The sequence below is a fragment of the Sphingomonas faeni genome (genome assembly GCF_040407505.1).
Classification (GTDB): domain Bacteria; phylum Pseudomonadota; class Alphaproteobacteria; order Sphingomonadales; family Sphingomonadaceae; genus Sphingomonas; species Sphingomonas faeni_E.
Window position 1 is genome coordinate 594040 of sequence record NZ_JAPZPQ010000001.1, and the last position, 14363, is coordinate 608402.

A 14363-nucleotide genomic window follows, 5' to 3' on the forward strand; every position below is an offset into this window, starting at 1 on the left:
TTTTGCGATTCGCGCCCGATGATGAGCGCGAGCGGCTGAACGCACCGATCGAACCGAATTGCGGTGAATTTACTTGTGCGGTTGGGTAGCGACCAATTTGAATGTGATCATTAACGATCCAAAGTACCGGATACAGCAACAGTCTGGTCGCAAACTTGGTCTATGAAACAAGAACGGTTTTATGTTCCAATCGAAATGGATTGAAGTTGTGTAGAATAACGACGATTTGCTTTGTCTGTTCCGTATCTATGCTTATTTATTACGGTAACAGACTATTAGTATTACAGGGGTGAACATCCTCCCGTTCCGATAATCGAATCTAGAGTTCGACGATGCGGAAAGTCAGGGCTGCTGTTGCAGTCGTCAGTGGAGGTTGTTTGATGTCCAACGCGTTTGTTCGCCCGCAGAATCGAGACGCCGTGACGCCGACTGGTGCCAAGACGTTCGCTTCGCATCCTGCAAAGTCGCCCACCTTTACCCGCACGCTGCGCCGCCTGCGCGATGGCGCTTCGTTGATCGGGCTGGCGACGACGTCGCTGCTCGCGGCGCAGTCGGCGTCCGCGCAGACAGCCACGCCGAACATCGTCAGCGTATGCTCGGGCGTCAGCCTGCCGCGCTCGGTCGTCACGGATATCCTGACGCCGGTGATCAACGGGATCGTCACGCCAATCCAGAACACGGTCGATCCGATTACCGGGGGCATCAACACGTTGCTGCCGCTGCTTGGCGTGCCGACGCTCACCATCAACGCATCCGGGCTTCTGGCGAACGCGGCGGCGGGCAACAACATCACCTTGCAGGTGCTTAACGCCAACGGACAGCTCGTCGGACCGGCGGATCGCTGCGATACGCAGGCGGACAGTTTCACGCTGCGGACGCCGGCCGGCATCGCGATCGGCGGCAATCGGATCACCGGGCTCGGCGCGACCGGCGCCGAAGCGTTTGCCGGGGAGGCGAACTCGATCGCATTCGGCAACAGGGCGCTGACCAATGCGACCGCGCTCGGGTCGATCGCGCTCGGCACCGATGCGACCGTCGGCGCGAACGCGACCGGCGCGGTTGCGCTGGGCAGGGGGGCGAGCGCAACCGGCGCGAACGGCATCGCGCTGGGTGCCGGCAGCCTTGCCGCGCGCGGACCGCAGGCGGGATACGCCGCGATCGGGCTCGCTGCGCTCCAGAATTCGGCGGGCGAAGTCTCGGTCGGCGCGGTCGGCGGCGAACGCCAGATCACCAACGTCGCCGCCGGCGTCGCCGCGACCGACGCCGTCAACGTCGGGCAGCTCGCGGGTGTCCAGGCACAGATCGGCACCGTCGCGGCCAATACCGTGCTGTACGACGGCGCGGCGCATGACCGCGTGACGCTGACGGGTGCCGCCGGAACAACGCTCGCCAACGTTGCGCCGGGTACGCTGGGCGCGACTTCGACCGAGGCGGTCAACGGCAGCCAGCTGTTCGCGACCAACACCAATGTCTCGAACCTGACGACCAACATCAGCAACGGCGCGATCGGCGCGCTGCAATATTCCAACGCTGCGACGCCGACCGTTCCGAACGGCGGCGTTCCCTCCAACGACGCCGCCCTGGTCGGTGTCGCGGCGGGCCCGGTCGGGCTGCACAATGTCGCCAATGGCGTCGTTGCCGCCGGATCGACCGATGCGGTCAACGGCGGACAATTGTCGACTGTGACGGATCAGGTCGGCTCGCTGGCCGGGCTCGCCGTCCAGTATGACGACGCTACGCGGACGCGGGCGACGTTGGGCGGTGTCGGGACTGGCGCAGCGCCCGTCGCGTTGACCAACGTCGCAGCCGGCGCACTCGGTGCGACCTCGACCGATGCGGTCAACGGCAGCCAGCTGTTCGCGACCAACACCAACGTTACCAATACCAACACCGCGCTGACCAACCTGACCACCAACATCAGCAATGGCGGCATCGGCGCCGTCCAGTATTCGAACGCCGCGACGCCGACCGTGCCGAATGGCGGCGTGCCGAGCAACGACGTCGCGCTCGTCGGTGCGGCTGCAGGGCCGGTCGGGCTGCACAATGTCGCCGCGGGTGTCGTCGCGACGGGATCGACCGATGCCGTCAACGGCGGTCAGCTGTCGACGGTCGTCGATCAGGTCGGCACGCTCAACACGCTGGCGGTCCAGTATGACGATGCGACCCGCGCCCGCGTGACTCTGGGCGGCGTCGGTGCGGCACCGGTCGGGCTCGGCAACGTCGCGGCGGGTACGCTCAGCGCGACCTCGACCGACGCGGTCAACGGCAGTCAGCTGTTCGCGACCAATACCAACGTCACCAACCTGACGACCAACATCGCCAATGGCGCGGTCGGTGCGCTCCAATATTCGAGTGCAGGTGCTCCGACCACGCCGAACGGTGGCGTACCGTCGAACGATGCCACGCTCGTGGGCGGTGCCGCCGGCGCGGTCGCGCTGCACAATGTCGCCGATGGCGCGGTCGCGGTGGGTTCGACCGACGCGGTCAACGGCGGTCAGCTTGCCCTGGTCTCGGGGCAGGTCGGCACGCTGAACGGTTTGGCGGTGCAGTATGACGATCTCAGCCGCTCACGCGTGACCTTCGGCGGGGCTGGTTCTGCACCCGTCGTGCTCGGCAACGTCGCGGCGGGTACGCTGGGCGCCACCTCGCTCGAGGCGGTGAACGGCAGCCAGTTGTTCGCGACCAACACCAACGTGACCAACACCAACACGGCGCTGACCAACCTCACGACCAACATCGCCAATGGCGGGATCGGCGCGGTGCAGTATTCGAACGCCGCGACGCCGACCGTGCCGAATGGTGGCGTGCCGAGCAACGACGTCGCGCTGGTCGGTGCGGCGGCTGGCCCGGTCGGATTGCACAATGTCGCGGACGGCAATGTCGCGGTGGGATCGACCGACGCGGTCAACGGTGGACAGCTCGCCAGCGTCTCGGGCCAGGTCAGCGGCCTTTCGGCACTGGCCGTGCAGTATGACGATGTCGGCCGCTCGCGGATCACGCTTGGCGGCGTCGGTACGGGTGCAGCCCCCGTAGTGATCGGCAATGTCGCGGCAGGCACGCTCGGCGCGGACTCGACAGAGGCGGTCAACGGCAGCCAGCTGTTCGCGACCAACACCAACGTCACCAACCTGACGACGAGCATCGCGAATGGCGCGATCGGTGCGCTCCAATATTCGAGCGCAGGCGCACCGACGACGCCGAACGGCGGCGTACCGTCGAACGACGTGACGCTGGTCGGAGGTGCCGCTGGTGCCGTCGCCTTGCACAACGTCGGCAATGGCGTGGTTGCGGCCGGCTCGACCGACGCGGTCAACGGCGGCCAGCTGGCAACCGTCTCCGGCCAGGTCGGCAATCTCGCCGCGCTGTCGGTGCAGTATGACGATCCGACCCGGACGCGCGTGACGTTCGGTGGGGCAGGCGCCGCGCCGGTCGTCCTCGGCAACGTCGCGGCGGGAACGCTCGCGGCAGGGTCGACCGAAGCGGTCAACGGCGGCCAGCTCGTCGGGCTCGGCAACAGCGTCGCGGCGGGTCTGGGTGGCCTGTCGAGCTACGACGCTGCCACCAACCGCGTGCTTGCCTCGATCGGGTTCGGCGGGGTCCAATATGGCAATGTCCAGTCGGTCTTCGACGCGGTCGATGGTGCGATCAACGGCGGTGCGGGCATCCGGTATTTCCGGGTTCTCTCGACCCGCGGCGACAGCGTCGTGACGGGCACCGACAGCATCGCGATCGGTCCGGAAGCGACCGCGACCGCGGACAACAGCGTCGCCATCGGCACCGGGTCCTCGGCGCTTCGCGGCGGTACGCTTGGCTATGCCGCGCTGGGTCTCGCGGGCTTGCAGAACTCGGTCGGTGAAGTGTCGGTCGGGTCGGCCGGTGGTGCTCGGCAGATCACCAACGTCGCGGCAGGCACCGCGGCGACCGATGCCGCCAATGTCGGCCAGGTCGCAGGCGTCGCGGCACAGGTCGCGGCCCTGGGCACAACGACCGTCCAGTACGACAACGGCACGAAGAACTCGATTACGCTCGGCGGTGCCGGCGGGACGGTCATCACCAACGTCGCGGCGGGCAACGTTGCCGCCGGGTCGACCGACGCGGTCAACGGCGCGCAGCTTGCGGCGACCAACACGCAGGTGGCGAACAACACGACCGCGATCACCAACCTGGGCAACCAGATCAGCAACGGTGCGACCGGGCCGGTGCAATACTCTAACCCCGGCAGCGCCACCACGCCGAACGGTGGCACGAAGACCAACGACCTCACGCTGGTCGGTGCGGCGGCTGGCCCCGTCGGCCTGCACAATGTCGCGGGCGGTTCGATCGCGGCGGGTTCGACCGACGCGGTCAATGGCGGGCAGGTCTATGCTCTGGCGCTGACGACGGCGAATGCGGTGTCGTACAACACCGATGCCAACGGCGTGCGCACCAACACCGTGACGCTGGCCGGTGGCAATGCGGCGGCGCCGGTGACGATCGCCAACGTGGCCGCCGGTACGGTCGCGGCCGGGTCTGCCGAAGCGGTGAATGGTGGGCAGCTCTACACCACCAACCAGGCGGTCGCGACAGCGCAGGGCACCGCGAACAATGCGCTCGCGCTGGGCAACAACTCGGTGCAATACGGTCCTTCGCGTACCAACGTGACGTTCAACGCAGGCGGCCAGGCGACCGTGCTGAGCAACGTCGCGGCAGGCGTGTCGACCACCGACGCGGTCAATGTCGGGCAGTTGAACTCGGGCATCAACTCCGCGGTAACGCAGGCCAACGCCTATACCGATGGGCGGATTGCGGCACTCAACTTCGACCTGCGCAACCTGCGCCGGGACAGCTTCGCGGGGACGTCCAACGCTCTGGCTGCCGCCGGTCTGCCGCAGGCTTATGAAGCGGGCAAGGGCATGATCGCGATGGGTGGCGGCACTTACGCCGGCCAGTCGGCGGTCGCGGTCGGGATGTCGAAGGCGTTCAGCGACGGGCACACCGTCGTCAAGCTGAGCGGCACCTATGACTCGCAGGGCCGTGCCGGTGCATCGGGCGGGGTCGGGTATCAGTTCTGAGCCAACTTCCTGAAGCGGGAACGGGCGGCCTTAGGGTCGCCCGTTTTTGTTTGGGGCTCAGGGTCGCGCGACGTTGGTGAAGCAACCGCGGGTTGACTTGGGCGGCGGCGGCTACGAATTGGCGGCGAACCAATGCAGGATATGACCGTGGCCAGCACCCCGACCGAGACCCAGTTTTTCGAGAGCTTCGACGGCACGCGGCTGGCGTGGCGTGAAGTAGGCGAGGGGCGGCCGGTGGTGCTGATCCACGGCTATTTCTCCGACGCGAAGACCAACTGGATCCGCTACGGCCACGCCGCGAAGATTGCCGCCAAGGGCTTCCGCGTGATCATGCCGGACCTGCGCGCGCACGGCGAAAGCGGGAAGCCGCACGGGCTCGAGGCGTATCCGGCGGACGCGCTGACGCAGGACGGCCACGCGCTGGTCGCGCACCTCGGGCTGACGGACTATGATCTTGGCGGCTACTCGCTGGGCGCGCGGACGACCTCGCGGATGCTGGCGACCGGCGCGACGCCGCGGCGCGTGATCTTTTCGGGGATGGGTCTCGAAGGGCTCACCCAGACGTCACGCCGGGCCGGACATTTCCGGAATATCCTGACCAAGCTGGGGCAGCATGTGCAGGGTACGCCGGAGTGGCTGGCCGAAGCGTTCCTGAAGACGACGGGCGGCGATCCGGTCGCGTTACTCGGTATTCTCGAGACGTTCGTCGATACGCCGCTCGAGTCCGTGAAGGCTATAGAGCAGCCGACGTTGGTCGTGTGTGGCGGTGAGGATCAGGATAATGGTTCGGCACCGGATCTGGCTGCGGCGTTGCCGAACGGAAAATATGTCGAGACTCCGGGCGGTCATATGAGCGCGGTGGTGAAGTCCGAACTCGGCCAGGCGATCGCGGACTTCCTCGCGCGCTGACGCCCTGTCCTCGATCCTCCCCCGCAAGGGGGAGGTGGCTGGCGCTTGCCAGACGGAGGGGGAGGTAAGAGACCACCTCCGTTGCGCGTTCCTCCCCTCCGTCGCCTCCGGCGCCACCTCCCCCTGGCGGGGGAGGATCGCAAGGTCGGCCAGAGACAGTTGACCAGGCGACGGCGGATAATCACTCTGGGCGCATAATCCAGGGGAAGATCATGATCCGTACCGTCTCTCTGATCGCGCTCGCGTGCGCGATCGCCGTGCCGTCCGTAGCGCGGGCCCAGACTGCAGCACCCGCCACCACCGGCAAGCCGACGGTCGCACAGGCAGATGCGTTCGTCGTTGAGGCAGAGAAGGCGATGGCCGCTGCCTCGCTCGACGCCAACCGCGTGGCGTGGGTCAACGCGACCTACATCACCGACGATACCGATGCGCTGGCAGCGAAGTCGGGCGCGGAGATGACCGATCTCGGGGTGAAGTATGCGCTAGGCGCCGCGCGCTATGCGTCGCTGCCGGGCCTGTCGTTCGATACGAAGCGCAAGCTCGACTTGCTGCGCGGCGGGCTGACGCTGCCCGCGCCGACGCGGGCAGGGGCGTCCGAGGAACTGTCGACGCTGACCACCAAGATGTCGTCCTCCTACGGCAAGGGCATGGGGACGCTCGACGGCAAGCCGATCAACGGATCGGATATCGAGGCGGCGATGGGCTCGACGCGCGATCCCGCCAAGCTGACCGAGATGTGGACGAGCTGGAACGACAAGGTCGGGGCGCCGATGCGCGGCGACTATGCGAAGATGACCGCGATCTCGAACGAGGGCGCGCGCGAGCTTGGCTACAAGGACGTCGGCGCACTGTGGCGCTCGGGCTACGATATGACGCCCGAGCAGTTCGCGGCGCTGACCGACACGATCTGGAAGCAGGTCGAGCCGCTCTACATGGCGCTCCACACCTACACGCGGTGGAAGCTGAACGAGAAATACGGCGATGCGGTGCAGGCGAAGACCGGGCCGATCCGCAGCGACCTGCTCGGCAACATGTGGGCGCAGGAATGGGGCAATATCTACGACATCGTCGCACCCAAGGGCGCGGGCGATCTGGGTTTCGACACCGGCGATCTGCTCAAGGCGAAGGGGTATGATCCGCTCAAGATGGTGAAGCAGGGCGAGGGATTCTATTCGTCGCTCGGCTTTGCACCGCTGCCTGAGACATTCTGGAAGCGGTCGCAGATTACCAAGCCTGCGGACCGCGATGTGATCTGTCACGCATCGGCGTGGGATATCGACGCCCAGGACGATATCCGGATCAAGATGTGCACGAAGGTGAATGCCGACGATTTCGTCACGATCCACCATGAGCTCGGCCACAATTACTATCAACGCGCGTACAAGGCGCAGCCGTTCCTGTACGCGAACGGCGCGAACGACGGTTTTCACGAGGCGATCGGCGATACCGTCGCGCTGTCGATCACGCCGGATTACCTGGTGAAGATCGGCCTGCTCGATCAGGCGAAGGTGCCGAGCGCGGACAAGGATATCGGGCTGCTGTTGCGCCAGGCGATGGACAAGGTCGCGTTCCTGCCGTTCGGGCTGCTGATCGACAAATGGCGCTGGGGCGTGTTCTCGGGGCAGATTCCGGCGACTGGCTATCAGGCGGCGTGGGATCAGTTGCGGCTTCAGTATCAGGGTATCAAGCCGCCGGTCGCACGCGACGAGACCAAGTTCGATGCGGGCGCGAAATACCACATCCCGGCGGCGGTGCCGTACACGCGCTACTTCCTGGCGCGGGTGTTGCAGTTCCAGTTCTACAAGGCGGCGTGCGACCAGTCCGGCTGGAAGGGGCCGCTGCATCGCTGCTCGTTCTACGGCAACAAGGCGGTGGGCACGAAATTGAACGCGATGCTGAGCATGGGGCAGTCGAAGCCCTGGCCGGACGCGTTGCAGGTGTTCACCGGGAGCCGGGAGATGTCGGGCGCGGCGCTGGTGGAGTATTTCGCGCCGTTGAAGGCTTGGCTGGACGTGCAGAACAAGGGGAAGCCGACTGGGTGGTGAGGGATAAACCTGACCACTCCAACTTCTAGTTCCCCCGCGAAAGCGGGGGCCCAGGGTTACGAACGCATCCGTGGCTTTAGCTGGGCCCCCGCATCCGCGGGGGAACAATTGGCAGCGGCACTCTCTCGTTTTTACCACCCCGGCGAAGGCCGGGGCCCAATTGGGAAACGCCGCTAACAGAGCGATGCGGTTCGTTACTAAAGACGTTCCAATTGGGCCCCGGCCTTCGCCGGGGTGGAGTATTTATTCGGTACTCGGTCGGGAGGGGATGCTTACTCCGGAACCGTCCCCGGATCGGCGATGCCGGCGTCGAACGACTTCGACGAATCCGCCCCGTCAGCCTGGTGCGCGTGCTTGCCCTTCGGCTTGGGCGCTGACTGAGCCTTGGGCGTGCTGCCGCGCAAGGTCAGCAACGCGCCAACCGCCGCTCCGGCGACCGCGACCCCACTGAAGATCGCAGCCGCACCCCATTTGCCGCGGGTCTTTTCCGCGGGCTTGGCGACCGGGGCCGGCGTCGCTGCGTTGCGCGCGGGGACCGGGCGCGGTGTGCTGCGCTTGGTCGAGCGTGGCTTCGGCGCAGGCTTGGCCGCAGGCTTCGGCGGCGCTGCAGCCACAGGCTTGTCCGCAACCGGCTTTGCAACCGGCACGGGCTTGGACGCGACCGGCTTGGCCGACGACGTGGCAGCCGGTGCCGCCTTCGGCGCGCTCGTCTTGCGCGGCGCGCGACGGCGGGCGGCGGGCTTCTTTGCTTCCGTATCGGGCGTGTCGGTGTCGGCCACTTCTATCTTCCCTCAGCAATGATTCCGGAAGCGTAACGCATTCCCGTCCGATCCGCTCCGGTTTTTAGCGGAACGGCGGCTCGTCGAACGCACGGAGCTTGCGGCTATGAAGCTTCGACCCTTCGAGGCGGAGCTGTTCGCATGTCTCGATCCCGATCCGCAGATGCTCGCTGATCGCGCGCTCGTAGAAGCGGTTGGCTTGGCCGGGCAGCTTCAGTTCGCCGTGGAGCGGCTTGTCGGAAACGCAAAGCAGCGTGCCGTAGGGGACGCGGAAGCGATAGCCCTGCGCGGCGATCGTAGCGGACTCCATGTCGATGCCAACCGCGCGGCTGAGCGAGAAGCGGAGCGCGGACTTCGAATAGCGGAGTTCCCAGTTGCGATCGTCGGTGGTGACGATCGTGCCGGTGCGGAGGCGGCGCTTGAGTTCTTCGCCCGACTGGCCCGAGACGATCTCGGCCGCCTTCGCCATGGCGAGCTGGACTTCGGCGATCGCGGGGATCGGGATTTCCGGCGGCAGGACGTCGTCGAGGACGTGGTCGTCGCGCAGGTACGCGTGTGCGAGAACGTAATCGCCGATCCGCTGGCTCGGACGCAAGCCGCCGCAATGGCCGATCATCAGCCACGCCTCGGGGCGCAACACCGCGAGATGGTCGCAGATCGTCTTCGCGTTCGACGGCCCGACCCCGATGTTGACAAGTGTGATGCCGGTACGATCGTCCGCCATTAGGTGATAGGCGGGCATCTGGTGACGGCGCCACGCGCTGTCGGAGATGATCTTGTCGATGTCGTCGCCCGACGAGATCGTGATCCCGCCTGCGCCGGAGAGGCTTGTGAAGCGCGAGCCTTCACCAAGCTGCGTCCCCGCCCACCGGACGAACTCGTCGACATACCGGTGGTAGTTGGTGAACAGCACGAAGCGCTGCGCGTGTTCCGCCGGCGTGCCCATGTAGTGGCGCAGGCGGGCAAGGCTGAAATCGGTGCGCAGGCCGTCGAACAGCGCGAGTGGGCGCGTTTCGTCGTTGGCGACCCAGAGGCCATCGGCGATCTCGTCGCCGATATGCGCGAGTTCGGTGGCCGGGAAGTGGCGCGACAATTCGGTGGCGGAGACCTCGTCGAGGCTCAGCGCGTGGCCGGGTTCGATCACGTAAGGGAACGGGATTTCCTGGCGACCCTCGACCGCTTCGACGGTGACGTCGTAATCCTCGATCAGCAGCGTCAGCTGTTCGGTTAGGTATTCGGCGAAGATCGCGGGCTTGGTGACGCTGATGCGGTATTCGCCCGCGTTGACCAAGCGGCCGAACGATCGCAGCGGGGTCGGGCGATCGACGCCGCCCTTATAGGTCAACCGAATCTCGGGATAGGCGAACGAGCCGTCGGTACGGCTGGTCGGATCGGGTGTCGTGCCGTCGGCGATATAGGCGCTCATGGCGGCTTGGAGGCGCTCGACGGAGGCGCGGTAGAGGCTATCGAGGTCGGCGACGAGGTCGGATGCGATTGTCATCGGGCAGTGTTAGGTGGCGCAGGTTACGGTGGCAAGACTTGCGGGGGAAGGGCACGTTTAATGCGCGCCCGGCGTTAATACACCACCCCGGTGGAGGCCGGGGCCCAATTGGGGGACGTATGTAACAGAGGCCGGGCCGAAGTTACCTCGGCCTTGCCAATTGGGCCCCGGCCTTCGCCGGGGTGGTGATGAGGGCGGGTATCGCTCCCGCCCCTCTCGCATTAGATTTCGCTGAGGAGATGCTCGGCCGAACTCACCTTGAACTCGCCGGGGGCCTCGACGTTCAGCTGCTCGACCACGCCGTCGTTCACCAGCATCGAGTAACGCTGGCTGCGAATGCCCATGCCGAAGCCCGAGCCGTCCATCGTCAGCCCGATCGCCTTGGCGAAATCGCCATTACCGTCCGCGAGCAGCGTGATGTCGCCGGCGCCTGCCGACTTGCCCCACGCACCCATCACGAACGCGTCGTTGACCGAGACGCATGCGACCTCGTCGATGCCCTTGGCCTTCAGCTCGGCTTCCTTCTCGACGAAACCGGGCAAGTGCTTGGCCGAGCAGGTCGGCGTGAACGCGCCGGGGACTGCGAAAAGCGCGACCTTGCGGCCCTTGAAGAAGCTGTCGGTATCGACCTGGTCTGGGCCGTCTGCGGTCGCCTTGACGAGATTGGTGGTGGGAAGCCGGTCGCCGACGCTGATCGTCATCTGAAATCTCCTGTCGCCGCGCATTGGTCGCGGGCGAGCCGTACCTTGGACGCGGGCGCGAGTATTTCAAGCGTGGCGGGCGCTCGTCCGCGTCGCTATGGTCGAACGCATGGACAAGACGCCCTTTCTTTCCGGACAATTCCTGCTCGCGATGCCGGGGATGAGCGATCCACGCTTTGCCCGCGCGGTGATCGCGATGTGCAGCCATGACGAGAATGGCGCGATCGGCATCGGGATCGGCGCGACGATCGACGGACTCGGCTTCCACGATCTCCTCGAACAGTTCGGGATCGAGCCCGGCGATGCGCCCAACGCAGCCGTGCATTTCGGCGGGCCGGTCGAGCCGCGGCGCGGTTTCGTTGTGCACTCGTCCGACTGGGGCGGGCAGGATTCGGTCGATGTCGCCGGGCGGTGGAAGCTGTCGAGCACGGTCGACGTTCTGCGCGCGATCGCCGAGGGGAAGGGCCCGTCGGAGTGGGTGGTGGCGCTTGGCTATGCCGGTTGGGATGGCGGACAGCTCGAGGGCGAGCTGTCGCGGCCGGGCTGGTTCAATGTCCTCGGCGATACGGAATTGCTATTCGATACCGCGGCGGAGGATCGCTGGACCCTCGCCTTCGCTCAGGCTGGCGTGGACCCGCGGCTGCTCGTGGCTGAGACGGGGCGGGCCTAGCCGTTCTCCTGCGAACGCAGGAGCCCAGGATCACACAGGGCACCGTTCGTTACCCTGGGCTCCTGCGTTCGCAGGAGAACATGCTGCCCAAGCGACTCCAACATGTCATATAAAGATATCTTTATATTTGATTTGAGCCCCTCGATCCCCTAAGTGACACCACATCCGGCACGGGCATGAGGCTCGCCGATCACAGAATTTCCAGGAGACCCATCGTGGCCACCACCCTCGCCCCCGCGCAGTCCGGCAATGCGACCGACTACGTCGTCGCCGACATCAGCCTCGCCGATTTCGGCCGCGCCGAGATCAACATCGCCGAGACCGAAATGCCCGGCCTGATGTCGCTGCGCACCGAATTCGGCGCGTCGCAGCCGCTCAAGGGCGCGCGCATCACCGGTTCGCTGCACATGACGATCCAGACCGCGGTGCTGATCGAGACGCTGACCGCGCTCGGCGCCGACGTCCGCTGGGCGACGTGCAACATCTTCTCGACGCAGGACCATGCCGCCGCCGCGATCGCCGCGACCGGCGTGCCGGTGTTCGCGATCAAGGGCGAGAGCCTCGCGGACTATTGGAACTATGTCGGCGACATCTTCTCGTGGGATCGCGACGTCGAGGGCCAGACCGCCAACATCATCCTAGATGACGGCGGCGACGCGACGATGTTCGCGCTCTGGGGCGCCAAGCTCGAAGCCGGCCACACGATGCCCGAGCCCGAGAACGAGGAAGAGGTTGAGATGCAGCGCGCGCTCAAGGCGTACGTCGCAAAGAACCCCGGCTACCTGACCGAGACCGTCAAGAACCTGAAGGGCGTCTCGGAAGAGACCACCACGGGCGTCCACCGCCTGTACGAGATCGCCAAGAAGGGCGAGCTGCCGTTCCCGGCGATCAACGTCAACGACTCGGTCACCAAGTCGAAGTTCGACAACCTCTACGGTTGCAAGGAGTCGCTGGTCGACGCGATCCGTCGCGCGACCGACGTCATGCTCGCCGGCAAGGTCGCCTGCGTCGCCGGTTTCGGTGACGTCGGCAAGGGCTCGGCCCAGTCGCTCCGCAACGGCGGCGCGCGCGTGATGGTCACCGAAGTCGATCCGATCTGCGCACTGCAGGCGGCGATGGAGGGCTTCGAGGTCGTGACGATGGAAGAGGCCGTGAAGCGCGCCGACATCTTCTGCACCGCGACCGGCAACGCCGACGTCATCACCGCCGATCACATGAAGGCGATGAAGCCGATGTCGATCGTCTGCAACATCGGCCACTTCGACTCGGAGATCCAGATCGCCGCGCTGTCGAACTACGACTGGACCGAAGTGAAGCCGGGCACCGACCTGGTGAAGTTCCCGGACGGCAAGCAGATCATCATCCTGGCGAAGGGTCGCCTGGTGAACCTCGGTTGCGCCACCGGCCACCCGTCGTTCGTGATGTCGGCCTCGTTCACCAACCAGACGCTCGCGCAGATCGAGCTCTGGACCAAGGGCGAGAACTACAAGAACGAAGTCTACGTCCTGCCGAAGCACCTCGACGAGAAGGTCGCGATGCTTCACCTTGAGAAGCTCGGCGTGAAGCTGTCGAAGCTTTCGGACAAGCAGGCCGGCTACATCGGTGTGCCGGTCGAAGGCCCGTTCAAGCCGGACCATTACCGCTACTGATCGTCCATACGATCGCCGCGTAAAGGGCCGCGTCCACCAGTCAGTGGGCGCGGTCTTTTCGTATATGGTCAACTCGGGTTGCTTCGTATGCTGGAGCGCGAAGGCAGAAGGGTTGTCGCCGTCGTGCTGCGCCGCTTAGACTAGGGCATCTTCATTTCTGGAGACGTGGATGATGCCCAGTCTTGCGCTACGTCGTGCCGTGCTATCTCTTGTCGGGTCGATGATCGGTGTTGGACCGACGGTGTTGCAAGCGCAGGATGCGCAGGGTGAGCTTTCAAACGATCAGATCGTTGTCGAAGCACGTCGATCCGGTGAGGTGGCTCGCCTGATCGACAATATCGCGCCGTTACGCGGCGGGCGACAGATCGCGAGATGGGAGTGGAGCGTATGCGTCGGGGTCGTCGGCCTCGAAGCGGGGCACGCCAACTTCCTCCGGGATCGTATCGAAGCGACCGCGCGAACGCTCAAGATTCCGGTCGAGGCCAAGCGTGACTGCGCGCCCAACATCGTCATCGTTTTCACCGACCGACCGCGCGATGTGCTGCTGGACATCAGGAAGCGAGCGCCCGAATTGCTGCGCGACCCGCAATATGGGTTCGCGCGAAAATCGGAATGGGAGGAGCTGTTGATGCCCCGCCCGGTGACGTGGATGGGTCTCGACGAGATCGATCTTTCGGAGTCGGGAGGAGCGGTATCCCGGCTGAGGAAGCAAACGCGGCAGCGTCTGGTCAGGACCGTGGCGGTGATAGATGCGCACGACATCGCCGATGTTACCTGGGGGCAGTTGGGCGACTATCTGTGCCTGGTAACCTTGTCGCGCCCCAAGCTGGTGCCAACCTACGAGCCATCCACTATTCTCGGGCTGTTCGGGCTGCGTGACCGATCGCGAACCGACCCGGCGTTGCGCCCGGCGCTGAAGTCGCTGGCGATGACCGCCATCGATCGCAGCGTGCTGACCAATCTCTACGCGATGGACGGACGTCGACCTGCACTTACTCAGAGGAAGATCCTGCGGGCGAGCGTCGAGAAGGACTTGGCGACCAAATGAGCTAGCTGTC

9 protein-coding genes are annotated in these 14363 nt (G+C 65.5%); 6 read left to right on the forward strand and 3 right to left on the reverse strand.

The genetic code is table 11. The features are described from left to right. The first annotated feature begins 380 nt into the window (after positions 1–380). The 3 genes from O6X71_RS02865 (at position 381) to O6X71_RS02875 (ending at position 8005) form a co-directional block, all read left to right on the forward strand. Entirely contained in the window at positions 381–5051 is a 4671-nt protein-coding gene (locus O6X71_RS02865; RefSeq protein ID WP_353464350.1) for a beta strand repeat-containing protein, read from the forward strand. A 132-nt stretch (positions 5052–5183) separates the two neighbouring features. Continuing rightward, complete coding sequence (locus tag O6X71_RS02870) at positions 5184–5960, forward strand: alpha/beta fold hydrolase (protein WP_435368436.1); 777 nt, start codon at positions 5184–5186, stop codon at positions 5958–5960. Between the two features lie 212 nt (positions 5961–6172). Beyond that, positions 6173–8005, forward strand: a complete 1833-nt coding sequence (locus O6X71_RS02875) for a M2 family metallopeptidase (RefSeq protein ID WP_353464352.1) — start codon at positions 6173–6175, stop codon at positions 8003–8005. Positions 8006–8277: 272 nt separating this feature from the next. On the opposite strand, the gene O6X71_RS02880 is transcribed toward O6X71_RS02875, so the two are convergent. From O6X71_RS02880 to O6X71_RS02890, 3 genes are all read right to left on the reverse strand, one after another. Further along, the gene (locus O6X71_RS02880) at positions 8278–8784 is read right to left on the reverse strand and encodes a hypothetical protein (RefSeq protein WP_353464353.1); all 507 of its coding nucleotides are present in this window, start codon (positions 8782–8784) and stop codon (positions 8278–8280) included. Between the two features lie 64 nt (positions 8785–8848). Then, positions 8849–10285, reverse strand: a complete 1437-nt coding sequence (locus O6X71_RS02885; RefSeq protein ID WP_353464355.1) for an AMP nucleosidase — start codon at positions 10283–10285, stop codon at positions 8849–8851. 221 nt (positions 10286–10506) lie between these two features. After that, on the reverse strand, positions 10507–10986 hold the full coding sequence (locus tag O6X71_RS02890; RefSeq protein WP_056482135.1) for a peroxiredoxin: 480 nt from the start codon (positions 10984–10986) through the stop codon (positions 10507–10509). Positions 10987–11095: 109 nt separating this feature from the next. Between O6X71_RS02890 and O6X71_RS02895 the strand changes: the two genes are divergently transcribed. The 3 genes from O6X71_RS02895 (at position 11096) to O6X71_RS02905 (ending at position 14353) form a co-directional block, all read left to right on the forward strand. Beyond that, positions 11096–11656 (forward strand): YqgE/AlgH family protein, encoded by a 561-nt coding sequence (locus O6X71_RS02895; RefSeq protein ID WP_353464356.1) that lies wholly within the window; start codon positions 11096–11098, stop codon positions 11654–11656. Between the two features lie 215 nt (positions 11657–11871). Then, positions 11872–13305, forward strand: coding sequence for an adenosylhomocysteinase (gene ahcY, locus O6X71_RS02900; protein WP_353464358.1), 1434 nt, complete (start codon positions 11872–11874; stop codon positions 13303–13305). 169 nt (positions 13306–13474) lie between these two features. Next, positions 13475–14353, forward strand: coding sequence for a hypothetical protein (locus O6X71_RS02905; RefSeq protein ID WP_353464359.1), 879 nt, complete (start codon positions 13475–13477; stop codon positions 14351–14353). The last annotated feature ends 10 nt before the right edge of the window (positions 14354–14363 follow it).